The sequence below is a fragment of the Pseudomonas sp. OA65 genome, assembly GCF_017498305.1.
Classification (GTDB): domain Bacteria; phylum Pseudomonadota; class Gammaproteobacteria; order Pseudomonadales; family Pseudomonadaceae; genus Aquipseudomonas; species Aquipseudomonas zanjanensis.
Genome location: NZ_JAGDEZ010000063.1, coordinates 1 through 26139 on the forward strand (window position 1 = coordinate 1; position 26139 = coordinate 26139).

General features: G+C 62.7%; 21 protein-coding genes. 15 read left to right on the top strand and 6 right to left on the bottom strand.

Translation table 11 applies throughout. The features are described 5' to 3' along the window. Positions 1-263 precede the first annotated feature (263 nt). From J3361_RS27995 to J3361_RS28060, 14 genes are all read left to right on the top strand, one after another. Positions 264-1052 (top strand): DUF2135 domain-containing protein, encoded by a 789-nt coding sequence (locus tag J3361_RS27995; RefSeq protein ID WP_207967262.1) that lies wholly within the window; start codon positions 264-266, stop codon positions 1050-1052. 36 nt (positions 1053-1088) lie between these two features. Then, entirely contained in the window at positions 1089-2798 is a 1710-nt protein-coding gene (locus tag J3361_RS28000) for a DUF2138 domain-containing protein (RefSeq protein ID WP_207967263.1), read from the top strand. Beyond that, on the top strand, positions 2783-3442 hold the full coding sequence (locus J3361_RS28005) for a DUF1175 family protein (RefSeq protein WP_186710539.1): 660 nt from the start codon (positions 2783-2785) through the stop codon (positions 3440-3442). The genes J3361_RS28000 and J3361_RS28005 overlap by 16 nt, the downstream gene beginning before the upstream one ends. Continuing rightward, complete coding sequence (locus tag J3361_RS28010) at positions 3439-8007, top strand: alpha-2-macroglobulin (RefSeq protein ID WP_207967274.1); 4569 nt, start codon at positions 3439-3441, stop codon at positions 8005-8007. The genes J3361_RS28005 and J3361_RS28010 overlap by 4 nt, the downstream gene beginning before the upstream one ends. Before the next feature lies 1 nt (position 8008). Then, the gene (locus J3361_RS28015) at positions 8009-9628 is read left to right on the top strand and encodes a DUF2300 domain-containing protein (RefSeq protein WP_207967264.1); all 1620 of its coding nucleotides are present in this window, start codon (positions 8009-8011) and stop codon (positions 9626-9628) included. Between the two features lie 3 nt (positions 9629-9631). Next, positions 9632-10462 (top strand): DUF2135 domain-containing protein, encoded by an 831-nt coding sequence (locus J3361_RS28020; RefSeq protein ID WP_207967265.1) that lies wholly within the window; start codon positions 9632-9634, stop codon positions 10460-10462. A 393-nt stretch (positions 10463-10855) separates the two neighbouring features. Beyond that, entirely contained in the window at positions 10856-11437 is a 582-nt protein-coding gene (locus tag J3361_RS28025) for a YjfI family protein (RefSeq protein ID WP_013694303.1), read from the top strand. A gap of 22 nt (positions 11438-11459) precedes the next feature. Further along, complete coding sequence (locus J3361_RS28030; RefSeq protein WP_186710531.1) at positions 11460-12158, top strand: PspA/IM30 family protein; 699 nt, start codon at positions 11460-11462, stop codon at positions 12156-12158. A 287-nt stretch (positions 12159-12445) separates the two neighbouring features. Beyond that, entirely contained in the window at positions 12446-13480 is a 1035-nt protein-coding gene (locus tag J3361_RS28035) for an ion channel (RefSeq protein WP_207967266.1), read from the top strand. Next, positions 13467-14129 (top strand): DUF2491 family protein, encoded by a 663-nt coding sequence (locus J3361_RS28040; RefSeq protein ID WP_207967267.1) that lies wholly within the window; start codon positions 13467-13469, stop codon positions 14127-14129. Before J3361_RS28035 ends, J3361_RS28040 begins: the two co-directional genes overlap by 14 nt. 15 nt (positions 14130-14144) lie before the next feature. Then, on the top strand, positions 14145-14573 hold the full coding sequence (locus J3361_RS28045; protein ID WP_014340424.1) for a DUF350 domain-containing protein: 429 nt from the start codon (positions 14145-14147) through the stop codon (positions 14571-14573). A gap of 19 nt (positions 14574-14592) precedes the next feature. After that, positions 14593-15294 carry a DUF1190 domain-containing protein gene (locus J3361_RS28050; RefSeq protein WP_186710528.1) on the top strand — a complete coding sequence of 234 codons (702 nt, stop codon included), beginning with the start codon at positions 14593-14595 and terminating at the stop codon, positions 15292-15294. A 12-nt stretch (positions 15295-15306) separates the two neighbouring features. Continuing rightward, on the top strand, positions 15307-16464 hold the full coding sequence (locus J3361_RS28055) for a glutathionylspermidine synthase family protein (protein WP_207967268.1): 1158 nt from the start codon (positions 15307-15309) through the stop codon (positions 16462-16464). 244 nt (positions 16465-16708) lie between these two features. Further along, a complete protein-coding gene (locus J3361_RS28060) occupies positions 16709-17584 on the top strand; it encodes an MBL fold metallo-hydrolase (RefSeq protein WP_207967269.1) in 876 nt (291 codons plus the stop codon). Positions 17585-17748: 164 nt separating this feature from the next. On the opposite strand, the gene J3361_RS28065 is transcribed toward J3361_RS28060, so the two are convergent. From J3361_RS28065 to J3361_RS28090, 6 genes are all read right to left on the bottom strand, one after another. After that, positions 17749-18681, bottom strand: coding sequence for a phosphatidate cytidylyltransferase (locus J3361_RS28065; RefSeq protein ID WP_053125762.1), 933 nt, complete (start codon positions 18679-18681; stop codon positions 17749-17751). 1 nt (position 18682) lies between these two features. Continuing rightward, positions 18683-19303, bottom strand: coding sequence for a lysophospholipid acyltransferase family protein (locus J3361_RS28070; RefSeq protein ID WP_186710525.1), 621 nt, complete (start codon positions 19301-19303; stop codon positions 18683-18685). Positions 19304-19496: 193 nt separating this feature from the next. Next, complete coding sequence (locus tag J3361_RS28075) at positions 19497-19952, bottom strand: hypothetical protein (protein ID WP_207967270.1); 456 nt, start codon at positions 19950-19952, stop codon at positions 19497-19499. Beyond that, positions 19942-21285 (bottom strand): phosphatase PAP2/dual specificity phosphatase family protein, encoded by a 1344-nt coding sequence (locus J3361_RS28080; protein ID WP_207967271.1) that lies wholly within the window; start codon positions 21283-21285, stop codon positions 19942-19944. Before J3361_RS28080 ends, J3361_RS28075 begins: the two co-directional genes overlap by 11 nt. Further along, positions 21285-23042, bottom strand: a complete 1758-nt coding sequence (locus J3361_RS28085) for a bifunctional alpha/beta hydrolase/class I SAM-dependent methyltransferase (protein ID WP_207967272.1) — start codon at positions 23040-23042, stop codon at positions 21285-21287. The genes J3361_RS28080 and J3361_RS28085 overlap by 1 nt, the downstream gene beginning before the upstream one ends. 10 nt (positions 23043-23052) lie before the next feature. Continuing rightward, on the bottom strand, positions 23053-23676 hold the full coding sequence (locus J3361_RS28090) for a CDP-alcohol phosphatidyltransferase family protein (RefSeq protein WP_207967273.1): 624 nt from the start codon (positions 23674-23676) through the stop codon (positions 23053-23055). Between the two features lie 578 nt (positions 23677-24254). Between J3361_RS28090 and J3361_RS28095 the strand changes: the two genes are divergently transcribed. Then, the coding region (locus J3361_RS28095) for a DUF6531 domain-containing protein (RefSeq protein WP_243459056.1) at positions 24255-26139 on the top strand (1885 nt) is incomplete at its 3' end.

The following is a 26139-nucleotide window of genomic DNA, read 5'->3' on the forward strand; positions in this document are numbered from 1 at the left end:
TGACCCTGTGGCGAGGGAGCTTGCTCCCGCTCGGCTGCGAAGCAGTCGTAAACCGGCGGGTGCGGTGTGTCTGATACGCCGCAATTGGCAGGTTTTGGGTCCGCTTCGCGGCCCAGCGGGAGCAAGCTCCCTCGCCACGGGTTTATCGATTGCCTTAAGTGAACAGCATTGCCTTGTAACGGGGCCTTCAGACGAAACCCGAATAATCACAAGCAGCGCCCTGGAAGGGCGCCGGGTTGCGTCGTGCATGGCAGGAGGCATACGTGCGTTTTCTTTCTTTATTGATCGTGCTGCTTGGTGCGCCGTTGGCGTGGGCCGCGCCTTCGGCTGAAATGTCGGAGCCGGTCGGCGGCTGGCGCTACAGCGGCTTGCTCGATCGCACCGAAAACCCGCAAGTCGCCTATCCCACACCACCCATCGACCGGGGCGTGCAGCGCAACCGCACGATGATCGAGGGCCAGATCAAGGCGATGGGCACGGCGCGCCAGCCCCACAGCCTGGCGGTCAACGGCAATCCACTGAATCTCTATACCGACGACGAGGGGCGCTTCGCCCGGCCGTATGCGTTCGGCGCCGGCTCCAACAGCGTCGAGGTACGCAGCTCCGAAGGCCAGTCCCTCAAGCGCGTGCAATTCTATGAAGCCAACAACCTGCGCACCCCGGCGCAGATTCGCGTGGTGCTGGGCTGGGACGACCCCAAGGCCGAGCTCGACCTGCATATCGTCACACCCGACGGCCAACATGCCTTCTTCGGCCGCCCGGCGCTGACCAACGGCGGCGGCCTCGACCCGGATGGCGTCGACGGCCCCGGCCCTGAAATGTTCACCATGACTGCGCCGATGCACGGCACCTACCTGGTCTACGTGAACTATTGGGGCAACTACGGCAGCGGCGGCTACAACTTCGATGAGACCAGCAACCAGAACGAGGTGATCACCTCGCAGATCAATCTGGTGCTCAACGAAAACACCATCGATGAAAAGCGCGAGACCTTTGTCGTGCCCCTGCGCGCCATTGGCGATCTGTTGCTGGTCAAGACGTTCAACTATTAAGTACTCCGCTCCACGGATGAATAGGCCCTTGTGAATATGAGCGACAACACTGCTTCCCCGACCACGCCGACACCTGTCGCCAAACCTGCACGCCGCTGGCCGGCGATACTGATCGGGCTGTGCCTGGTCGCCGGTGTGGCCGCCGGGCTGGGCTGGTTCATGAACAAGCCCAAGGCACCGCCCATGGAGTTGGCGTTGGATAAGCTCGGCCTGAGCCGCCCCGACGGTCTGCTCGAGACTCATTCCCTGAGCCAGTTGCCCAAGGACCTGTTGGCGGTGCCGTTCCTCAAGGCCACGCTCACCGAGGATTTCGTCTTCTATTACGAAGCCCACGCCGACCGTCTCGGGCTGATCGGCAGCCTGCGCCGGATCATCTACGAGCATGACCTCAAGCTGCAGGACAGCCTGATCGAAGCACTTTTCGACCAGCCGGCCGACGTCGCGTTGTGGCGCGGTGCGGACGGTCGCCTCAAGGATTTCCTGTTGGTGATGGATCGCGGCGGCCTGGCCAAGGTCCTGGAACCGTTGGCGAAGGTCGCCTTGGATGACACCCAGTTGAGCAAGCTCAGCGACCTCAAGGTCGGCGGTGACGACGTCGCGCTTTACCAGCTCAGCTACAACGCGAGCAAATCCCTGGCCTTCGCCTCCCACGGCGACAAACTGGTCGTGCTGTCCAACCCGACCAAGCTGTACGACCCGGCCAGCGGGTCGGCGGTGGAGCCGGGCAGTGTTTCGACGACCGCCCTGGCCGCCTTGCTCAACGGCGACAAACTGTTCCCCGAAGCCTTCGGCCTGCCGCCCAAGGCGCCGGAGGTCAAGCAGCGCATCTCGGTCAACGCCAGCGTGCTCGCCATGGGCTACCAGCGGTTCATCCCGAACTTCGCCGGCTTGCGTTTCGACATGGACGACAAGGGCTGGCACAGCTTCCTGGCCATGGACGAACAGGAAAACCAGCCGGACTTCGACTTCAAGCCAATCTGGCAAGCCATGCCCATGGGCGCCAGCGCTTGCGTGGCCTTGCCCCTGGCCGCCGAGCAGCAGAAACCATTGCTGGTGAAACTGGGCGCCGAGGAAAAAGCCGCCCAGGCCATGGTCGAGCATGTGACCGGCGCCGCCGGCCTGTGCTGGTACGCCGATTCGCGGCTGTACACGCCGCTGTTGGTGGCGAGCCTGAATGACGACGACGGCAAGCTCGACGCCGACCTGGGCAACCTGTTCGGTTCGATGGTCGGCGCCTATGAAAACAACGTCGCCGAACACGCGTTCCCGGTAGTGGAAAAGCAAGCAGGTTCGACGCACCAATGGCAACGCCAGGTCAGCTCCAACTTCGGGCCTTATCCGGCCAAGGAAGCCGAGCAACCCGAAGCGATCACCGGCAAGGCGTTCCTGCGGGTCAGCCTGGCCCGTCATGGCTCGACCTTGCTGTTCTCCCTCGACGACAAGTTGGTGGACAAGGCCCTCGGCACCCTCGACAAGCGCTTCCCGCCCATGGCCGAGGTGGTGCCCCAAGACCTGCTGATGCCGGTCTACTTCGGTCCGGATTCCATGGCGCAACTGATGCAGCGCGAAACCCTCGACAGCCTGCCCCAGGACATGGAACCGGTGTTCTATAACGCCGCGCAAACCTACCTGATCCCGAAACTGCGCACCCTCGGCGGCTACGGCAAATACGCCCTGACCTTGCCCGCGGGCAGCGAGCCGGACGGCCATTGGCAGTGGCTGCCGCTGGAATGGAAAGCGCTGTGACCGCACTGATCCGCAACCCTGCGTTGACGCTGCTGCTGGCGCTGCTGCTTGGCGGGCCGGCGCGTGCCGTCGAGGCGCCGGCGTTGGACGTGCAGCAGTCCCAGGTTTTTCGCGCCTGGTTCGTGCGCATTGCCCAGGAACAGCTGACCAAAGGACCGAGCCCGCGCTGGTATCAGCAGGATTGCGCCGGGCTGGTACGTTTCGCCGCCAACGAAGCCCTGAAGGTCCACGATGAAAAATGGCTGCGCAGCAATGGCCTGTCCAATCGCTACCTGCCCCCGGAACTGCCCCTCAGCGATGCGCAACGGCGCCTCGCCCAGCAGTGGCAGCAGGGCGGCGGCAAGGTCGGGCCCTACGTCAACGCCATCAAGCTGATCCAGTTCAACAGTCGCCTGGTGGGCCGCGATGTCGCCCAGGCTCGTCCCGGCGACCTGATGTTCTTCGATCAGGGCGACGACCAGCACCTGATGATCTGGATGGGCCGCTACATCGCCTATCACACCGGCACCACAACCCCTACCGACAACGGCATGCGCTCCGCAAGCCTGCAACAACTCATGAACTGGAAGGACACCCGATGGATACCCGACGCAGCCAACCCCAACTTCATCGGCGTCTATCGACTCAACTTTCTCTCCCAATGACCGGTGCCCGCATGCTGCGCTTGTGTTCAAAATTGCCCCTGCTGTTCGCCCTGTTGCTGGCACCTGTCGTGAATGCCGAAGACACGGTGGAGCCCAGCGGCTACACGCCGGTGTCCGGTGAAAGCTTTTTCCTGCTGGCCGACAGCAGCTTTGCCAGCGACGAGCAGGCCATGGTTCGCCTCGAAGCGCCGGGCCGCGACTACCGTCGGTTCCGCATGGAGCCCTACGGCGGCGCCGATATCCGCGTCTATCGCATCGACAAGCCGCTGGACTTCCTCAAGCGCCAGAAGAACCTGCACCGCGTGGTCAGCGACGGCCAGTTCAAGGGCGAAGGCCTGTCGAACACCCTCGCGTACCTGTGGGACAACTGGTACCGCAAGTCCCGTCGAGTGATGCAACGGGCGTTCTCCTACGAATCGCGCCAGCACGTCACCGAAGAAGTGCCGGAGCTGAAGATCGGCGATGCCCTGGTCGCGCCGACGCCGTACGAGGCACCGGCACAATTCGCCTTGATCCCGGGTCTGCCGGTGGTCAGCCAGTTCCGTTATCCGCTGTGGCAGGCCAAGCCGATCCAGCCGCCGGCGGGGGTCAACCTGGCCGGGTCGTCCAGCCAGTTTGTCAACGTCGCGCCGGGCAACGTCTATGTGCCGCTGGGCCAGTTGAAGCCCGGCCTGTACCTGGTGGAAGCGCTGATCGGCAAATACCGCGCGACCACCATGGTCTTCGTTTCCAACACCGTGGCCGTGAGCAAGATTGCCGGCGATGAACTGCTGGTCTGGGCCGCACGCAAGCATGAAGGGCGTTCGGTGCCCAAGGTCAACGTGCTGTGGACCGACGGCCTGGGCGTGATGAGCAGCGGTGCCACCGATGAAGACGGCCTGCTGCGCCTCAAGCACGTCAGCCCGGAGCGTTCGTTCGTCATCGGTGAAGACGAGGAGGGCGGGGTCTTCGTCTCGGAAAACTTCTACTACGACAGCGAAATCTACGACACCAAGCTCTATGCCTTCACCGACCGGCCGCTGTACCGGCCGGGGGACTGGGTATCGCTGAAGATCGTTGGCCGTGAGTTCAAGAACGCCCGTGACTCGGTGCAACCGACCGCCGCCGACGTCAATGTCAGCGTCCTCGACGCCACCGGCACCGCGCTGCAAACCCTGGCCCTGAAGCTCGATTCCAAGGCCGGTACCCAAGGCCGTTTCCAACTGCCGGAAAACGCTGTGGCCGGTGGTTACGAGTTGCGCTTCAGCTACAAGGACCAGCTCTACAGCAGCGCCTTCCGCGTCGCCGAATACATCAAGCCGCACTTCGAGATTGCCCTGAACCTGGCCAAGCAGGATTACCGCACCGGCGAACCGGTCAAGGGCAACCTCGTGCTGCTGTACCCGGACGGCAAGCCGGTGGTGAATGCCAAGGTCAGCCTGAGCCTGCGCGCCCAGCAACTGTCGATGGTCGATAACGAGCTGCAATACCTGGGGCAATTCCCGGTGGAGCTGACCAGCAGCGAAGTGACCACCGATGCCAAGGGCAACGCGACCCTCGACCTGCCGGCCGCCGACAAGCCGAGCCGCTACACGCTCACCGTGTTCGCCAGCGATGGCGCGGCGTATCGGGTCAAGACCACCAAGGAAATCCTCATCGACCGTGGCGCGGCGAATTTCCGCCTGAGCGCTCCCCAGCGGTTCAGCGCTGCCGGCCAGAAAGTGTCGTTCAGCTACGCCAACGAAGGCGGCAACGCACAGGCCAAGGCCGTGACGCCGGGCAGCTACGCCTGGGTGCGCCTGGAAGACCAGAGCACCGGCGAAGGCAAGCTGGCGGCCAAGGACAAGGGCTTCAGCCTGACCTTCGAGCGCCCCGGCACCTACAACCTGACGCTCAAGGATGACCACGGTCGCGTCATCGGCGCCGCCGCCCATGCGGTGACCGGTGACGGCATCAAGGCCGTGCCGGGCACCGTCGAAATCGTCTTCGACAAGCCTGAATACAAGACCGGTGACGAAGCGCTGGCGCTGATCACCTTCCCGGAGCCGGTCAGCGATGCGCTGCTGTCCCTTGAGCGGGACAAGGTCGAGGCCACGGCGCTGCTGTCCAAGGGCGGCGACTGGCTGAAGATGGAAAAGCTCAGCGACACCCAATACCGCGCGCGCATTGCCGTGAAGGATAGCTTCGCGCCCAACCTGACCTTCTCGGTGCTGTACACCAAGGGTGGCCAGTACAGCTTCCAGAATGCCGGCATCAAGGTGATCACGCCGCAGATCGACGTGGCGGTCGTCACCGACAAAGCCACTTATCGCCCGGGCGACACGGTGACCGTGGACCTGAGCACCCAGTTCGCCGGCAAGGCGATCCCGGCGCACCTGACCGTCAGCGTGGTCGATGAAATGGTCTACGCCCTGCAACCGGAAGTCGCGCCGACCATTGACCAGTTCTTCTATCACCCGCGCCGCAACAACGTGCGCACCAGTGCCAGCCTGTCGTTCATCAGCTACGACGTGGCGCTGCCAGGCAGCCCCGGCGCGCCGGGCAAGGCCAACCGCAGCGAGCGTGGGGTCAAGGTGCTGGAGCGGCCACGGCGTGAAGACGTCGACACCGCCGCCTGGCAACCGGAGCTGGTCACCGACGCCAACGGCAAGGCCCGCTTCACCTTCAAGATGCCGGACTCGCTGACCCGCTGGCGCATCACCGCCAAGGCGATCGCTGACGACGGCCAAGTCGGCCAGAAGAAGCAGTTCATTGCGTCGGAAAAACCGCTGTACCTGAAGTGGAGTGGCCCGACCCGCTTCCGCACGGGCGACAAGCCGCAACTGGGCCTGTTCGCCTTCAGCCAATCGGAAAAACCCCTGAAGGCCGAGCTGCTGATCCGTTACGCCGGTGCTGAACAGCGCGTGGTGGCGGAGCTGAAAAACGGCATCAACTACGTGGCCCTGCCGACCCTGGAATTGAGCAGCGGCGACTTGACCGTACAGTTGCAATTGAACGGCGAAACCCAGGACGCCCTGGCCATGCACTTGAACGCCAGCGGCAATGGTTGGCAAGTCACCCAGAGCCAGCGCCTTGATGTAGCCAGTGGCGACACCCCGCTGACCTTGCCGGCCGACGCCAGCGATATTCACCTGCGCCTGGATGACAGCCCGCAAGCGTTGTTCCGTTCGGCCCTGGATGACCTGCTGAGCTACCCCTATGGTGGCGTCGAGCAGACCGCCAGTCGTTTGCTGCCATTGAGCATTGCCTATCCGACCTTGGCGTCGAACCCGCAGATTCGCGACCGCTTGCGCTTGATCATGCAGAACAGCCGCTTGCGCCTGGTGCAGATGGCCGGGCCTTCGGCGAGCTTCACCTGGTGGGGCCAGGACGGTGAGCCGGATGCCTTCCTCACCGCTTACGCCTATTACGCCGACTGGCACGCCAGCCAGGCCCTGGACCTGAGCCTGCCGCCGGAACACTGGCAGCGGGTGCTGGAGGTCTACGCCAAGGAGGCCGCTGATACACCGCTGCTGCAGCGTGCACTGATCCTGTCGTTCGCCAAGCAGATGCAATTGCCGGTGAACACCTTGCTCAGTGGCTTGATGGACGACCTGGCGAAAGCCAGTGAAGACAGCACCGAGAGCGTGTTGGACAGCGGCGAAGACAGCTTGGTCATGTATGCGCCGGACTCCGCCCTTGGCCTGGCCAGCGCCCGTGTTCTGACCGCATCCCTCGCCAAGCAGGCGAAGGTGCCGTTGCCCGCAGCCTTCAGCCGCCAGGCCGACGCCGCGCAACAGCAACTGGAGCTGAGCTCGCAGCCTTTCGTCGAGGCTTTGCTGCTGTCGCTGCAGAGCTTCGATCAAGCCCGCGCCACGGCACTGCTGGAGCGCGTGCTGCCGCAGCAGTCCACCCTGGAACGGGCGCTGGCCCTGACCTGGTTGCAACGCAGCATCGAACAGGCCGCGCCGGCCGTGGCCCTGGCGCCGGGCGAAGGCTGGGTTGCCAAGCAAGGCGCGACCGGTGAAACCTACTGGCAATGGCAGGGCGCGCAGCTTCCAACGATGCTGACCCTGACCGGCGCCGAGGAGCGTCCATTGCAAGCGGCGCTGAGTTTCCAGAGCCAGCAAGCACCGGTGGCACCGATGGCCGTATCGATCACCCGGCGCCTGTCGCGCCTGGTGCCGGGCGACGAGGCCTTCACCTTCAAGCTCGAAGCCGTGGGCAACAAACCGTTGTCCAGCGACAGCCTCTATCTGGATGAAGTGATCATCAACAGCAAGGCACCGACGCCACTGCGCTACGGCATGCTCGAAGTGCCGTTGCCGCCGGGCGCCGATGTGGAGCGCACCACCTGGGGCATCCAGTTGATGGGCAAGGCCGACAGCGAGCCGACGTCCCTGGAAAAGGCGCGCTTCGAGCCGGGCCAGATGGCCTATGCGATACCGCTGGACGCCCTCAGTGGCGAGCTGCGCCTGCGGCACTTGGTGCGCTTCTCCCAGAAAGGCCAGTTCACCTTGCCGCCGGTGCGCTTCACCCAAGTCTATGCACCACAGAATCAGGCGCGCGAACAGAAACCGGCGCTCGGTCAGGTGACGGTCAACTGACATGGGCAGGCCTTGGGGTTGGTGGTGGTTGTGCTTGATTCCTGCGCTGGCGACAGCGCAGGACGAGCCGTTGCGCCTGGCCTTCGACGGTCAATTGCTGCGGGTGAATCAAACCCAGGTGCTGGATCGCCAGCCGTTGCCCGATACGTTGCAGGCACCGTTGGGCAGCCTGTGGAAACTGTTTGTCTACGCCTGGCTGGCGGACACCGGCGCTCGCGAACCGGTCTATGAATGCCGCGGCGAGTCGAAGGAAGAAGTCTATTGCTGCAATCCCGGGCAGAGCATCGGTCGTGACCAGGCCTTGGTGAAATCCTGTGGTTTGTATTTCGAGCCGCAGCGACTCGGGCTGGCGGCCTCGAACTGGCGCGATTACTGGCAGAACCGCCAGGCGCCGGCCTGGTTGTTGGATCTGCCAACGCTGCAACCTCAGACGCAAGTACCGGTCGCGGAACTGCTCAAGGCCCTGGCCATGCTGCCGGCCCAGGACCAGGCCCGTCGGGTGCTGCTGGATGTGGCACTCAGCGCGGCCGACGGACGGTTGGTCGGTGAGTTGGGCAGCCGTCTGCGGGTCAAGACCTGGAGCTGGCTGGGTGACCAGGGACCTTCCTCGCGACAGGGCGGTTTTGCCGGTTGGCTGGCCGATGGCACCCCGGTGTGGGCCGGTGGACGTGGCACCAGCCAGCAGGTCCTCAAGGTCTACGGCGAAGGTCTGGCGGCGGCATTGCCGTCGCGCTGGCCGGCGGAAACCGGGCGTTGCGTGGAAGTCGGCCTGTTTGCCCGCTATCCCTTGCAACGGGTGATGGCCGGCGAGCGCCCGGCCGCGCCGGGTCAACTGCGCGGTGACTACCGTGTCGAGTTCACCAACGGCAATCAATTGGATATCCACAGCGACGGCGAATTATTCCTGATGCCCGGCAAGCTGGTGGCGCGCCTGGACCGCGAGGAATACGTCGCCCGGGTCTTGCAGCGCGAAGCCAAGGCAGAGCCCGCCGAAGCCGCCAAGGCCCTGGCGGTGGCGATTCGCACGTATCTGCTGCAAAACGCCCAACGCAACGGCGATTGCCTGAGCATCGACGACAGCAGCCATCGCCAGCGCGTCGCGCCACGCCCGGCGGCGCCTGAAACCCGCGCCATTGCCGCCTGGACCAGTGACCTGGTCCTGGCCGGCACCGATGTCACCTACCACTCCGACCAGCCGGGCCCGGACAAGCTGTCCTGGGCGCAAGCCGTGGAGCAGGCCAACGCCGGCCAACGCTACGACGCCATCCTGCTGCACGCCTATCCGCGCGCCAGCCTCAGCCGTTGGGACAACCCGGTGGCGTCCTGCGAGGCGCTGCCTGCCGCCCAGGACTGGCTGCTGAAGCAGCGCCGGGGCTGGCGCGAGCGGCTGGAAAGTGAAGTGGGCTACAACGAAATCAGCGCTTTCGCCGTCTGCCGCGTCGCCTTCGGCCGGCCGTATGTCGACCGCGAACGCCAGCGCATCTACGTGCGCGGCGTGCTGTCGCTGCAAGATCGTCTCGACCTGACACATGAATATTTGCACCTGGCCTTCGAAGCTCACCCCAACGGCCAGGACGAAACCTATATCGAAGGGCTCGCCCGTCACCTCTTGCTGGAATAGACCATGACACTCCGTTATCCACAGGTCTTGCTGTTGCTCTGCGCCCTGACCGCGTTATCACCGGCCATGGCCGCCGACTCCATCAAGCTCGACACCCCCATTGGCGGCTGGCGCAGCGGTGCGCCGGGGGGTGAAGGCGAAAGCTTCAGCCAGACCGTCAACTACCCGGCCTCGTCGGTCAACACGCCCCCGGGCCAGGCCAACACTGCGCGCATTGCTGGGCAGATTAAAGGTGCGCCCAAGGACAGCAACGCGCCGGGCCAGTTGATCGTCAACGGCGTCAGCCTGCCGCTGAAATTGGACGAAGAAGGTCGCTTCGACCGGCCGTTCTCGTTCCCCAACGGCAGCAACAGCGTTGAAGTGCGCAGCGCCGACGGCCAGCAGCGCCACCGCACGCAGTTTCTCAACACCAGCGGCGGCGCCACCCCGGCCAAGCTGCGGGTGTTGCTGACCTGGGACAGTGACGGCACCGACCTGGACCTGCACTTGGTCACCCCCGACGGTGCGCACATCTGGTACGGCGACCGTGCCGTCGCCAACGGCGGCGCCCTCGACGTCGACGTCACCACCGGCTACGGCCCGGAAATCTTCGCCATGCCCGCGCCGATCAAGGGCCAGTACCTGGTGTATGTGAACTACTACGGCGGCGGTTATCGCAGTGAAGAGGACGGCGAAGAGGGCGAGTCCGTGGCGCAGGCGCAACAGGCCTTGACCACCGCGCAGGTCACCGTGATCACCGAAGAGGGCACGCCGAACGAGAAAATGGAAACCTTCGTCGTGCCGATGCGGGCGGTGGGGGAGCTGACGTTGGTCAAAAGCTTTAGCTACCCGTAAGGTCACCATCGGCAGCCCCAGCGGATGTTGTGGCCTGTGGATATCTCCTGTGGGAGCGAGCCTGCTCGCGATGACGGTCATGCATCCAACATCAATGCAAGCTGACCCATCGCTATCGCGAGCAGGCTCGCTCCCACAAGGGATCTATGGCGAACGCCTGATCTATGAACTGGGAAGGTGTCAGCATTTGTGACAGATAAAAATCTCACGCGTGAGCTATTGTGGGGTTTGGAAAGTGCCTGTAGTGTTTCTCACGCGTGAGTTTTTCACAGTGGGGTCAGTACCATGCCAACCAGCTCTCCATCAGATCCGCTTGACGGGTCTGTAACCGATTCAACGAGCCGCACGGGAGAGCGCGCCAAACCCTCCGCGAAAAAACCATCGAGCTTCTACATGAAGCAGATGCGCGCGGGCCTGAGTGCCGCCGGGTATGTGAAACACGAGACTTGGGTGCTTCCCGAAAACCGAAGCCTGCTCAAGCAAATGGAGAAACAGCTACGCCAACCGATTCTGGCTGGCTCATTCATGTCGGAGGATTACATGAGCGCAGGTAATAACTGGAACATCGATCGCCTCTACAGCGCCCTTCAGGCCCTGGACGAAGTGGTCGCGAACGACATCACCCTCTCCCTCGTCCAAGGCTCCGAGTCCAGCATCAAGCTGGAAATGAATGACTTCGGTGGCTTGCCCATCTACATCGCCGTGGTCGGCGACCAGATCATCGTCGATACCGTGCTGGTGGACGTCGAGTCGATCAACGATGTCGCGGCATTCAACGACGCCGTATTGCGCAGCCGGGAAATGTTCCCGCTGTCGTCCATCGGCATCGAGACCATGCCCAACGGACAGGTGGTCTACAACATGTTCGGTGCCTTGAGCTCCGACTCCAGCCTGACCAACGTCGTCACCGAGGTCAAAACCCTCGTCGATAACGTCCAGCGCGCCAGCGAAGCCTTCGAACGCTTCTTCATCTAATTCGCCGAATAGGAACCATCCAATGACTCAGTCCATCTGGAGCAAGTTGTTCACCGCACTGCGTGGCGGTGCCAACGAAGTCGGCGAATCGATCGTCGACCAACAGGCCCTGCGCATCCTCGACCAGGAAATCCGCGATGCCGACAGCGCGCTGGCCAATGCCAAGCGTGAGCTGGTCACCATCATGGCCAAGCACAAGCTGGCGACCGATCGCGTCGGCGAATACAATGCCAAGATCAAGGACCTGGAAGCCAAGGCCCTGGCCGCGATCCAGGCCAACCGCGAAGACCTGGCGCTGGAAGTGGCCGAAGCCATTTCGACCCTGACCAACGAACTGGACGCCGAGCAAAAGCACGCGACCGAATTCGGTGGTTACGCGGACAACATGCGCAAGGACATCACCAAGGCCGAAGCCCGCATCAAGAGCCTGCGCCAGCAAGTGGACATGGCCAAGGCCCGTGAAAGCGTGCAGAAGGCCCAGGTCAGCGCCTCGATCGCCAGCGGCGGCGCCAATGGCAAGCTGGAAACCGCCGTCGGTACGCTCAACCGCCTGCAAGCCAAGCAGCAGCAACGTGCCGCCGAGCTGCAAGCCCAGGACGAACTGGCCGAGGCTTCCACCGGTTCCGACCTGGAGCGCAAGCTGCGCGATGCCGGCATCACGCCGAACGAAGGCAGCGCCAATGCGATCCTGGAACGCCTGAAGAAAAAATCGGCTGAGTGATTAGTTTGGGCTGATCAATCAAGGCCAGCCGAGCACAAAACCTGTGGCGAGGGAGCTTGCTCCCGCTGAGGCGCGAAGCGGCTCCAAAATGGGGCCTGCTGCGCAGTCCAGCGGGAGCAAGCTCCCTCGCCACAATAATGTGCGGCCACCACGGATTTAATTGTGCTGCAGGTACTTCTATCCAAGCCTCGCAACAGGTTTAATGCTGTCCGGCCACTACGCTCGTGCCACCAGGCACCAGAGCGATGATCCCGCCAGGAACCAAGCCCCACGGAGTCAGGGACGAAATGTCGATTTTCCTTTTGTTGCGCACGTACGCGTCGTCCTTCTTCCACCGCTTCGGTTGGGCGGGGCTGGCCATTGCGCTGGGCGTGCACCTGTCCACGGCCTGGATCGGCCTGGTGCTTTTGGGCGAGCAACACCTCATCGCCGCCGCCACGTTTATCTACTTCTATCTCACCACCACGCTCACCGTCGGCTATGGCGATCTGTTGCCACAGACCTCCGCCGGACGGATTTTCGTGGCGACCTGGATCATGCTCGGGGGCATTGCCCTGTTGACGACGGTCATCGGCAAAACCACCAGCAGCGTCATCGATGTATGGAGAAAAGGCATGAAGGGCAAAGGCGATTTCACCGGCAAGGTCGGCCACACGGTGCTCATCGGTTGGGAGGGCGCCACCAGCGAGCGGGTCATCGAACTGCTGCTGCAGGACGAAACGTCCAACGACAACCTGATCGTCATCTGCGATTGCGATCTTGAAGAAAACCCCATGCCCGGCAAGGCCACCTACATCAGAGGCGACAGCCTGTCCTCCGTCGCGCTGTTGCAGCGTGCCGGCGTGCCGGGTGCCGAACGCGTGCTGGTGCGCACGCATTCCGACGACCTGACCCTGGCCACCGTGCTGGCGGTCAATCAATTGCAGCCTGCCGGGCACGTGGTCGCGCACTTCAATGACAGCGAAATCGCCGCCCTCGCCAGCGCTTATGCGCCGAGCCTGGAATGCACCTCCAGCATGGCCATCGAAATGCTGGTGCGGGCCTCGCAGGACCCGGGCTCGTCCGTGGTCATCAATGAGTTGCTCTGTGTCGGCCAAGGCGCCACCCAGTACTTGATGAAACTGCCCGAGGCGTTTGAAGCGACGTTCGGCGACCTCTATACCCGGATGAAAGAGCAGCACAACGCTACGCTGATCGGCTATCGCGCCCAGGGCGCCCGCCAGCCGTCGATCAACCCGCCCGGCGCCACCCGTGTGGTGGGCGGAGAACTCTTCTATATCGCCTCGGCGCGTCTCAAGGAAATTACCCATGGGGTGGTTTAAACAATTGATGGGGCTCGAGGCCCCGAACGCGAGCTCGACAGCCAACCCTAACGCGCCTGTCACCGGGCCGCTGGGCCTGGCGTCCGGCAAGCAGGTCATGTTCGATGCCACGCTCAAATTACTGCTGGACGGCAACAGCGCCGTGGTCATCCCGGCCAACCAGCAGGTCTGGAGCCTGGGCATCGTCGACCTCGGGCAGTCGAACTGGCTGTCGCGCTGCTACATGAACGACGAAGACTACTGGCTGCAAGTGCACACCAGCGGCGACGTCGCCGGGCAGGTCGAGTCGGTGATCCTGTTCAATTACCTCAGCTACGTCACGATCAACAGCGAAGCGGAATTGCGTCGCCTGGCCGGCCCCGAAAGCCTGATCGGCCTGCCGACCTACACCCACGACGGCGTCGAGTACACCCGCGAATGGGGCACCGAGGCCGGCCAGACGGAACTGGTAGGGTTGAGCGAGCGCGTGAGCAATCCAGAAGAGTCCTACAACGTCGAGCACCGTTCGATGCTGTATGCCCGCGACACCGGCCTGACGGATCGCCGGGAGTTCCTGTTGTTTTCCGTCGAAGAGGACGCCGAAGGCACTGTCAGCCTGAGCACTTCGCTGGGTATTTCGCTGTACACCACTGACCTGAACACTCTTTGAATAAGGAAGAAGTCCATGCTTGAAGCGCTCTCCATTTCCCTGAACAAAGCCGCCGTGCTTGGCTTTGTCATGTACATCCTCGGCGCCGCCGTGCTGTTCGCGCTGTTCCAGTTCATCTACACCCGCGTCACGCCGCACAAGGAATTCGAACTGATCCGTTCGGGCAACGTGGCTGCGGCCATCGCCCTGGGCGGCGCCGTCATCGGTTTCGCCATTCCGGCCAGTAACGTGATCGCCTACTCGATCAGCATGCTGGACTTTGTCGTCTGGGCGGTGATCGCCGCGGTCGTCCAGTTGTTGGCGTTCCTGGTCACCAGCCTGGTGCTCAAGGGCGCTTCCGCGCGCATCAAGAACGGTGAAATCGCCGCGGGTATCTACATCGCCGCCGTGGCCATCAGCGTCGGCATGTTGAACGCCGCGTGCATGACGCCTTCCACGAACTGATTGCGCCACGGAGATCCCGATGAAACGAAGCAAGTACGTCCAGCTCTCGCTGGCCGCGTCGGTCGCCCTGGCGATATCCGGTTGCGGGCCCGCGGAAAAAACCTACAAGTTGCAGAAGAAGTACAACTTCCAGTCCGTCCAGGAATGTGTCGATGAAAAGCTGCCGGTGGACATTTGCTCCACCGCCTACATGACCGCCATGGGTGAGCATCGTCGCATCGCGCCGGTCTACGATAGCAAGGCCGATTGCGATGCCGACTTCGTGCCCGATTGGTGCCAGCAGGACTCGGCCGGCAAGTTCCTGCCCAAGCTGGGTGGTTTCGAGCTGAACGCCGATGGCGAAGTCACGCAGTCCGAGGTCGATGCCGCCCGGGCCCAGTTGCCGGCTTCGGAAGCGAACGTCGGTGGTTCAGGCTTTGGCAACCTGCTGACCGGCCTGCTGATCGGCAACATGTTGAGCGGCAACCGCAGCAGCTATTACTCCGAGCCGGTCTACCGCTACCGCGATGACCGCGGCAACTTCGGGTCCTCGACGCTGAGCCAGCGGGTTTCCAGCGGCTCGACCTTTACCAAGTCCAACCAGGCGCGGTATGGCAGCTACACCGACTCCGTCAAGACCAGCAAGGCGATGTCCGTTGCGTCGTCCACCTCTCGCGGTGGCTTCGGCAGCAAGTCCAGTGCCCGCAGCGGTTGGGGCGGTTCGAGCAGCTCCGGCGGCTAAGGAACGAGGGCCATGAAGAAGATCCATTGCGCAGAACGTCCCGACTGGAAACAGACCGCCGAGCAACTCGGCTTTCTGTTCCACACCATCGACGACGAACCCTATTGGGACGAAAGCGCGTACTACCAGTTCACCCTCAAGCAGATCGAGGACGACCTGGAAGACCCGACCACCGAGCTCCATGACATGTGCATGGACCTGGTGGCTCGGGTGGTCCAGAGCGAAGAATTGCTGGAACGCCTGAGCATTCCCGCGCCGTTCTTCGACCTGGTGCGCACGTCATGGCTGGAAGGCCATCCGCACCTGTACGGACGCATGGATTTCTCCTACAACGGCACGGGCCCGGCCAAGTTGTTGGAACTCAACTACGACACGCCGACCAGCCTCTACGAGGCGGCGGCGTTCCAGTGGGGTTGGCTGGAGCAATGCATCGAGCGCGGCATGCTGCCGGCCCATGCCGACCAGTTCAACAGCATCGACACCAAGCTGCACCAGGCCTTCGCCCAATTGCAGCTCAAGGAGCCGTTCTATTTCGCCTCGATGAAAGGCTCGGTGGAAGACAAGGGCACCACGGATTACCTGCGCCTGATCGCGGAAAAAGTCGGCATTGAGTCGCGGCACATCGATATCGAAGACATCGGCCTCAACAGCGACGGACGTTTCGTCGACCTGGAAGAGCGCTGGATTCCGCACCTGTTCAAGTTGCATGCGTGGGAATTCATCTTCCACGAGCCCTTTGGTGAAGCGATCGCTCAATGCGATACGCAGTTTTTCGAGCCGGCCTGGAAGTCGATCATCTCCAACAAAGGCATCCTGCCGCTGCTGTGGGAATTCCACAAAGGCCACCCGAACCTGCTCGCCGCCCACCTGGACACCGACACCCGCAAAGCAGTGCCGAAAGGCTGGGTGCGCAAGCCGTTCTTTTCCCGGGAAGGCGCCAACATCGAGTTGCAGACCGCTGATGGCCTGATCGTCAAGGAAGACGGCCCCTACACCGACGCGCCGTTCATCCTCCAGGAATTTGCGCCACTGCCGAAATTCGACGACAGCTACACCTTGATCGGCTCATGGGTTATCGGCGACCAGGCCGCCGGCATTGGTGTGCGGGAAGACAACAGCCTGATCACCAAGGATTCCAGCCGGTTTTTGCCGCATTTGATTCTTGATTGATTTCTGGACTAAGCACTGACCCCCTGTGGGAGCGAGCCTGCTCGCGAAAGCAATGGAACATCCAACATGATTGCTGACTGACACACCGCTTTCGCGAGCAGGCTCGCTCCCACAGTATGGGTGTTCGCCCAGGCATACCCACCGCCTGTCGCCTTTGCGGAATTGCGCCTGCCCCCTCCCTGTCGATTTTAAAGAGCCCAAGAAAAACCCGAGAGCGGCACGCCATTCGTGACAGGAGGCCCCCATGCGTATCCATCACCTGAACTGCGGTTGCATGTGCCCCGTGGGCGGGAAGTTGTTCGATGGCTACAGTCGGGGACTGACGGCGTGCCTGGTGTGTCATTGCCTGTTGATCGAAACCGACAACAATGGCCTGGTCCTGGTGGACACCGGTTTTGGCCAGCGGGATGTCCAGACGCCCGAACGGCTTAGCCGATTCTTCCGGGCATTCAACAACATCAAGTTCGAGCATCGCCTCACCGCCCTGGAGCAGGTGCGGCGTTTGGGCTTCGACGCCAACGATGTGCGGCATATCCTGCTGACGCACCTGGATTTCGATCACGCCGGCGGGCTCCAGGACTTTCCCCAGGCTCGGGTGCATGTGATGCGCGACGAGATGGCGATGGCGCGCAGCGCCGATACCTGGATCAGTCGACGGCGATTCCAGGCGCGCCAGTGGCAGGGCGTCGACAACTGGGAGTTCTATGCCCCGGACGGTGACACGTGGTTTGGTTTTGATTCAGTGCGCGCGTTGATCGGGGCGGAAGAAGAGGACATTTTCCTGGTCCCGCTCCAAGGCCACACCGCCGGCCACGCCGGGATCGCCCTGAGGACACCGGACGGCTGGATGCTCCATGCCGGCGATGCGTATTTCTTCCACGATGAAGTCCATCAGCCCGAGCGGCGTTGCCCGCCGGGGCTGAAGTTCTATCAGTACATGATGGACACCTATCGCCCGGCACGGCTGCGCAATCAGGATCGCCTGCGGGAACTGGCGGCGGGCCAGAATGGGCATGTCGAGATTTTTTGCAGTCACGATGCCAAGGAATGGGAACGCTCTACGAACCAGGCTCGTACCGTTCGTGTTGATCCCACCGCCATGCCGTCGACCCACCGCTAAACCACCCGCCCAAGCACATCTGTGGGAGCGGGCTTGCTCGCGAAGACGGCTGCACAGTCAACATCAATGCAAGCTGACCCACCGATTTCGCGAGCAAGCCCGCTCCCACAGGTTAGATATTCACCACAGACTCCCACAGGTTCAAAGGGGCGCCGCAGGCTTTTTCAGGTCCACCAGTACCGTACCAGGTGGAAGAAGATCGGCGCGGCGAAGCACACCGAGTCCAGCCGGTCGAGCATGCCGCCGTGGCCTTCGATCATGTGGCCCCAGTCCTTGACGCCGCGGTCGCGCTTGATCGCTGACATGACAATGCCGCCGGCAAAGCCCAGCAGGTTGATCAGCAAGGCGATGAGGAACGACTGCCAGGGATTGAACGGCGTGATCCACCACAGCGCACCACCGATCAGCGAGGCCAGGAAGATGCCGCCGACAAAACCTTCCACGGTTTTCGAGGGTGACAGGTTCGGCGCGATCTTGTGCTTGCCGAACAGCTTGCCGCAGACGTACTGCAACACATCCGAGAGCTGCACCACGATCACCAGGTAGGCGATCAGCAACAGGTTGCGCCCTTCGAAACCGGCGATGTCCAGGGTCAGCAGGGCGGGCACGAAGGAAATGCAGAACACCGCGATCATCAAGCCCCACTGGACCTTCGAAGCGCGCTCGAGGAAATGCGTGCTGTCGCCGCCCAGGGACGCCAGGATCGGCAGCAGCAGGAACACATACACCGGGATAAAGATCGAAAACAGCCCGTACCAGTCGTAGTAGATCAACAGGTATTGCAGCGGCAGGGCCAGGTAGAACGCCGCCACCAGGGCCGGGTAGTCACTGCGCCGGGTCGGTGTCAGCGTCAGGAACTCGCGCAGGGCGTAGAACGACACCGCGTAGAACAACAGGATGACCGCCGCGTTACCGAGCCAGAACGCCACGCCGATCACCAGCACCATGATCCACCAGGCATTGATCCGGGCGTTGAGGTTATCGATGACCGAGTTCGGTGCGCCTTTGGTCCGCAGCCGGAGAATGAAACCAATCAGCGACGCCAGCACCAGAATCGCGCCGATCCCGCCAAACAACATCAGGGTATATCGATCCATGTCAGACGTGCTCCGGGGCCAGTGCCAGCAGCGCGGCGCGGCTGCGTTCAAGGAATTGCTCTTTGCTTTCACCCTCTTCGATGCACAGCGGCGCACCGAAACTGGTGGTGCACAACAACGGCAGCGGCAGCACACGGCCCTTGGGCATGACGCGGTTGAGGTTGGCGATCCACACCGGGATCACCTCGACCTCGGGGTGGTTTTTCATCAAGTGATAGATCCCGCTCTTGAAGGGCAACAGGCCTTCCTCCGGATTGCGCGTGCCTTCCGGGAAGATGATCAGCGAGTCGCCGTTTTCCAGCGCATCGAGCATCGGCTGCAATGGGTTGTACGCAGGGTCCTTGCGCTCACGGTCCACCAGCACGCCGTTGAACACCCGGTTGATGATGTAGCGGCGCACCGGGCTGGTTTGCCAATAGTCAGAGCCCGCCACCGGGCGGGTGAGCTTGCGCAGCGCCGGCGGCAGCGAGGCCCAGAGCAACACGAAGTCACCGTGGCTGCTGTGGTTGGCGAAGTAGATCCGCTGCACCGGCGTCGGCGCGCAACCGAGCCACAGGCTGCGAGCGCCCGTGACCATGCGAGCGGCGGAGGTGATGAGGTTGGCGACCACGGGTTCGAACATGAGGATTCCTTGTCCTGAGAAACATAAGCATCACTGTGGCGAGCATTCTTCTGTGGCGAGGGGATTTATCCCCGCTGGGCTGCGCAGCGGCCCCCAAGAGGCTGAACACAATCAATCTGATACACCACAGTGCTTGGTTTTGGGGCTGCTTCGCAGCCCAGCGGGGATAAATCCCCTCGCCACAAAAAACTATCTAGAGACCTGAAGCTAACCAAGGACTGGCCACGATGAAGCCCAGCACCAAGACAACTTGTACCGCCAGCAACCGCGACTGCCGACGCAGCAGCAACAACGCGCCGTGCCGTCGTTCGGTCCACAGGCGCCCGGCCCGTTCGGCGGGTTGCAGGCCCAACGCGGTGAGGGCTTGATCCAATTCATAGGTGCGTTCGGCCAGGGAGTGGGTACTGTCGGCCATGCGCTGGAACAGATCGGCGTCGAACGCCACGCGCAGTGCCCAGTATTTTTCCACCACTCCGATAACCAGTAGCACCGCACTCAACAGCAGCAACCACGGATCGATCACGCCCACCAGCCATTGCCCCAACCCCAGCAGCGCCGCCAGCAGCGTCAGTCCCGTGGACAGTTGATCCAGCGAATGACCCCGGCGCAACAGGCTCGCCACGGTGTGGAGCTCCATATCACTGATCATGAGCATTCCCCCGTGTTGTGGATAACTGTTCCAGTGCCCGACGGTGCGCCGCGTGCAAGACAATGCGCGGTCGAGCGCGCTGGATCTGCACGATCGCTGCGTCAACGTTCGCTGCCCGGCCAGTGTGCAACAACCAGGCAACCACCGCCGTGGCGCTGCGCGAATAACCCAAGGCGCAGCAGACCAGCACTGGCCCATGTTGGCGCAGGCTTTCGATGGCCTCTGCCGCTTTCAGGCATTGCTCGGCGGTCGGCGCCGTCAGGTCGAGCACCGGTAACGAACGATAGGCGACATTCGAGCTGTCCATGGACAGTTCCGCGCAGAGGTCGAGCACGCCGGTAAATGTGCTGTCCTTCAATTCCATCGGCGTAGGCATTCGCCCCAGCCAGACGTTATCCGCGATCAGGTCTGGCTGCGGGTGCTTGCGCGTCCAGCAGCGGGAATTGATCCACGCCGCCGCCAGGTACGGCGCCAGCAACCAACGCACCGCCGGACTCAAGCGACCATCGGCACGCTTCTGGAAACCATCGGCACCGAACATCAAGTAATTCAGCGCCACCATGAGCACCGCGACCGCCGGCCAGATCAGCCAGAGCCACGCGCCGCCCAAGGCAAACGCCGGGATGAACAGCGCCGCCGCGCCCAGGCCATAACGCAAGGCCAGGCGTCGGCGGGCAGGATCGGCCGTCAGGCGCGCGCTCAGCAGTGGGCTCGGTCGATCCAGCGGCCACAACCAGACGCACAACCAACCGGCCAACGCGCCCGTGGGCAGGTCGATGAAGTGATGTTGATAAGTCGTCAGCACCGACACGCCGATCAACGCGAACCAACCGTGCATCACCCAGCGCCAGAAGCCCTGCAAGTGCCGCTGGTAACAGACCCAGAGCACCACCAGCAGCGCGATGTGCAGCGACGGCGCCTGGTTGAACGGCTTGTCGAAACCCGCCAGCACCTCGAACAACCAACCGAACAGCCCGTCCATTTCCGGCCTGGCGAAGGTGAAACGCAGCGGCCAGAGCAAAAAGCAACTGACCGCAATCACCTGGGCCGTGAGCAGGCGCAAGGCGTGGCGCTTGAGTTCGTCGCGGCTGTTGGGCAACAGCAAGGACAAGCCGTACAGCAGATCGATCGACCAGTACGGCACGATGGTCCAGGCCATGAACGGCATGTGGCTTTCCCAGTCGAACACCAGCGTACCGACGTCGTCACGCTGGGCGGTGACCCAGGTGGCGAAGCCGTAAGTGGTGAAGAACAGCGGCGCCAACAACAGCAGCCACAGCACTGCTGGTTTGAGCAGTGCGGGTTCGCGGGCCGGAGCGATGACGGCGCTCATTACTGCACTCGCTGCGCCAGCGAAACGCTGAAAATGCCCCATTCATCGACACGCAGGGTGATCTTGCGGAAGCCCGCCGCCTCGACCAATTGATCCATTTCCGCCTGGGTGCGTCGACGCATCACCCAGGCCTGGCCGGCGCGGTGGCTGGTGAGGGCGCGGGCGATCAGTTCCAGTTGCGGGTGCCACGGCTGGCCGGTGTAGACCAGGAAACCGCCAGGCTCCACGGCTTCGGCCAGGCCCGCGAGGGAACCGCCGACCATCTGGTTATCGGCAAACAGCTCGTACAGGCCCGACACCACGGCGAGGGTTGGTTTTGGCTCCAGGGCTGCCAGATCCTGGCGGTCGAAGGCATCACCTTTGACGAACTGAGCGATGTCGCCCAAGCCTTTTTCCAGGATCAGAGCGCTGCCGTCGCGCACGTTGATGTCGCTGTAGTCGCGCAGCAGGATCGACTCGGGCAACGGGCTGACGCCTTGCAGCGCTTCGAGGATGTAGCGGCCATGGCCGGCGGCGATGTCGACGATCCGCACCTCGCGGTCTTGGGCGCGCAACTCGGCCATCGCCAGGCGCAGCAATTCTTCGACGTGCACCTTGCGCTGGCGAATGCCGCGCCAGCCGATGGAGTTCAGGTAGTTCTGGTCGATCATCTTGCCCAGCGCCGAGGTGCCGGTAGGGCGGTTGCGGTAGACGTAATCCAGGGTGCTGCCGGAGTCGAAGCCGGTGTCGAAGCCCAGCTTCACCCCTGCGGACAATTTACTGCCGAAGCGCATGCTGGCGCGGGTCATGCGCCAGTAAAGGTCGCGCAGGGAGTTGTGGGGCAGCGGCGTGGCCAGGGTTTCGGCTTCGGCGCAGGTCGCGCCCAGGCGATCGGCGTCCAGCAGGGAAGGGCGCTCCAGCGGTCGGGCGAAGTTCTGCAGGATGAAGCGGCGGGCACTGGCCACGGCCGGCGCCCGGTTCTTCTCGCCGAGGGTGTCATGGAAGAACCCTGGCAGGATGTGTTTCTCCTTGTGCAGGCTGCCCAGGCGTTCGAAGAACTGCTCCTGGGGTTTGCGGTGCACCACAAAGTCCGAGCCGGAGATCAACAATTGCGTCGGCACCTGGATCGCCTGGGCATCGGCCACCACGCGGTCGGCGGCTTCGTACAGGCCCAGCAGCACGTTCACCGAAATGGCCTTGGTGATCAACGGATCGCTGTCGTAGGACGCCACCCGCTCTGGGTCATGGCTGAGGAATTTCGCCTTGACGTAGCTATTGACGAAGAAATTGCCGCGGAACTTGCGCATCAGCGCCAGGCCCGGCCGGGCGAACGGCACGTAGAGCTTCACCTTGAACGCCGGCGACGCCAGCACCAGCGAGCGAATGCGCGGTGCGTAGTCATGGACCCAGGTGGACACGATCACCGCGCCGACGCTTTGGGCGACCACGGCGATGTTCGCTTCGTCGATCTGATGCGTCGCGCCGATGTGATCGCAGAAGGTCTGCACGTCCCGCGCACTGGTGGCAAAACTCGGGCTGTCGCCCCGTTCGCCCGGCGACTGGCCATGGCCACGGGCGTCCCAGGCAAAGAAGTCGAACCCGGGCAAATCCAGCTCATCCACCAGGTGCGCAATGCGCCCGGAGTGTTCATGACCACGATGGAACAACAACACAGCCTGGCGGGGTTCACCCGCTGCCACGTCGACAGCCGGCCAGTGTTGGTAGAACAGTTCCACGCCATCGTGGGTGGTGAATGTCCGGTGTTGGGCTTCGCGCATTGCAACTTCCTTATGCTGAGGGAGCGTTTTCCGTCACTTGGCCCAGGCCATGACGGACCCGATTGACCAAGGTATAAACCAGCAGGGCGGCAACCACCGCCATCACACCATTTATCCAGAGTGCCCCGAGCCAACCCAGGGCAATGCCGGTCGCCAACACGCCAAACACAAAGGCGCGATCGCTCTTGCCCATCGGCCCGTCATACCGCCGCGAAGCCCCCACCATCGCCCCCAGCACGCCGGCGTATTCGCTGAACAACGCCAACAGCGTGACCAACAACACGAGCAACAGGCTGGTATCGGCAAACAGGGCAAAAGGCAGGATCAAGGCAGCGTCCGCGATGATATCGCATAGCTCGTTGAGGTAGGCGCCCAGATGCGATTGTTGACCAAACTCCCGCGCCAGCATGCCGTCCACGGCATTCAACGCCATGCGCAGGAACATCCAGATCGGCACCAGGATGAACACCCACGGATGGTTGGCAAACCAGGCGATAAACGCCCCCACCAACACCGAGACGATGCCCGCGAGCAGGGTGACCTGGTTGGCGGTGACACCGTTGTTGTAGAGGCGTTGGACCATGGGGCGCAGCAGGTTTTGAAAGGCGGGCTTGAGTTGGTAGATGGAGGGCATCGGAGTGAGATCTCGGCCGGTGGCGGGGCTGGGCTTATACAGGTGCGAGATTACGATAGGTTGAGGGGTTGCAGGCGGGTATTTCTTGAGAATGCGTGCGGGTAGGCATCTATTCGCGCGTTTATCTGCGCAAGACACCCCGGGAGGTATGAAAAAAACGCTAAACCTGTGGCGAGGGAGCTTGCTCCCGCTGGGCCCTGTAGGAGCTGTCGAGCGAAGCGAGGCTGCGATCTTTCCGCAGCCCATTGAGTCGACAAGATCAAAAGATCGCAGGCTTCGCCAGCTCCTACACCGCCGAGCGGGAGCAAGCGCCCTCGCCACGATGATTCACGCCGCCTTAAGTTAAGGGGAGCCTGTGGGAGCGAGCTTGCTCGCGATAGCGGAGTGTCAGTCAACATCAATAGCAGCTGACCCACCGCATTCGCGAGCAAGCCCGCATCCCAAAGGATTTTTCGGAATCCTGGCAACGTTGGCCTAATTAGAGAATTGCCCTACACGTCCCGCTTCTTTCTCTGACTTATTTCTCCTGTCATCCCCGGCACAGTCTCGCGCCCACTCCTGCGCCGCGAGCTGCCTGCATGCGTTTCCCTGACAAGATCCCGTCATTAACCGGTGCCATTGGTTCGCTGGTCTTGGCTGCCATGAACTCGCCCGATGTCGAGGAGGTCTTGCAGGACTTTCGCCACTGCCTGGGCGACTACGACAGTTGGGCGGAAAGATTCTGGGCCGGTCGGACACTGGACATTCAGCAGGTATTTAAAGTTGGCAAGGAGGTGTCGCTCGCCCCCGTGAAAGACGGTGGCAAACAGGTCAGCGCCGTGGTGGCGAGGTGTCCGGCACAAGGCCCGCTGACACTGGTGCACATGTTCCAGGCCTCGCGTTTCGTGCCGATCGGCGACACGCCAGTGGTGTTGGAGCCGATCATCAAGAGCGAGCTGGGGAAGGAAACGTTTGGCGATCCGATCCCTCATGTCATTGGTCCCAGCGGCATTTTGGAAGTGTCCGAATGCGACCGCGGCCAGCGCTACCGGATCAGCTTTTTTCCAAATATCACGACCGATCATGTCCGGGCGCTGTACGCGTCCTACCAGCACGAGATCGTCGAACTCGAAGGTTGGCTGAAAGCGGAGTGGGACGAGTTTCAACCCTTGTGGAAGGCGTCTTCCGAGAGCGGTTTTGTAAAGCGTTTCAACGCATTGCAGGAAGCCCAGCTACGCGGCTTTGAAAATGCCCTGTTTGGGCTATGGGACGACGTAACACAGGTCTTCGATCTGTTGGCGGACCTACAGGCCAACAGTGAAAAATTGTTGGAATACCTCACCGAGGTCGAGCTTGAGCAACTGCTGAAGGCGTCATCCGAGGCGATTGCCAAAGGACTGATGATCCTGAGCGATGAGCCCTTGCTCTTCGTTTACACCGCGGCGTTCACCAGTTGGCTGCGGATGCTGCCGCCCCAGTACATGGCCGAAGTCCTGGGGGAAATGCGCGCCTCGATTCTGATCAATTTCCTCTTGGCGCGCGTGACCGGTGGCCTGGGCGTGGGACTGCGCATGAGCGGTAAAGTGCTGCGCCATGTCCGTTCGGAACGCGCCCGGAAGTGGCTACAGGCATCGAGTCAACGCCTCGGACAACTCGGTGGCGACAGCTCCAACAAACATGCCGATGTACTGAAGCCGGTAGTAATCGCCGGTCAAGGACCGTCGGTGGGACCGACGCCCGTCAGACCGTTGCAGATCAGCACTGGAGACTCCGCGCCGCTGTCGGTCAGCAACCCGGCCCCGATCGTGCGGGAAAAATCCCAGGCATCTACGCGACTGAGCGAACACGAACCCCACGACGACGCCCCCGCCCAATCGAAAAACCCCAACGGCGACAGCGCCGACACCGCCGCCCAGACCCAGACCAGCGGCTGCCCGGTGTCGATGGTCACCGGCGAAGAACTGCTGACCCTCGACGACGGCACCCTCGATGGCCGCTTGCCATTCGTCTTCACCCGTTTGTACCGCACCAGCGCCGCTGACCTGGACGTCGGCCTCGGGCGTGGCTGGAGCCATGCCCTGGCCCATCGCTTGGAACTCGACGGCGAACAGGTCACCTGGTTCGACCAGGAAAACCGTCGCACGCGCTTTCCACTGCCCACCACCCAGCGCCCGGCGATCCACAACAGCTTGGCCCGGGCGGCGATCTACCTGGGGACCGAGCCGGACGAACTGATCGTCGCCCAGCCCGGGGAAAACGCGCCGCTCCTGCATTTTCGCGACGGCCACCTGATCGCCCTCAGCGACCGCTACGACACCCGCCTGACCCTCCAGCGCAACATCCACGGCGACATCTGTCGTTTGGACAACGGCGCCGGGCGTTCCCTGCGCCTGCGCTACGAACAGCGCCACCTGGTCGCCGTCGACTACCAGAGCTTCCACCCGGCCCTCACCCTCGACGACGCCTGGCGGACCGAACAGACGT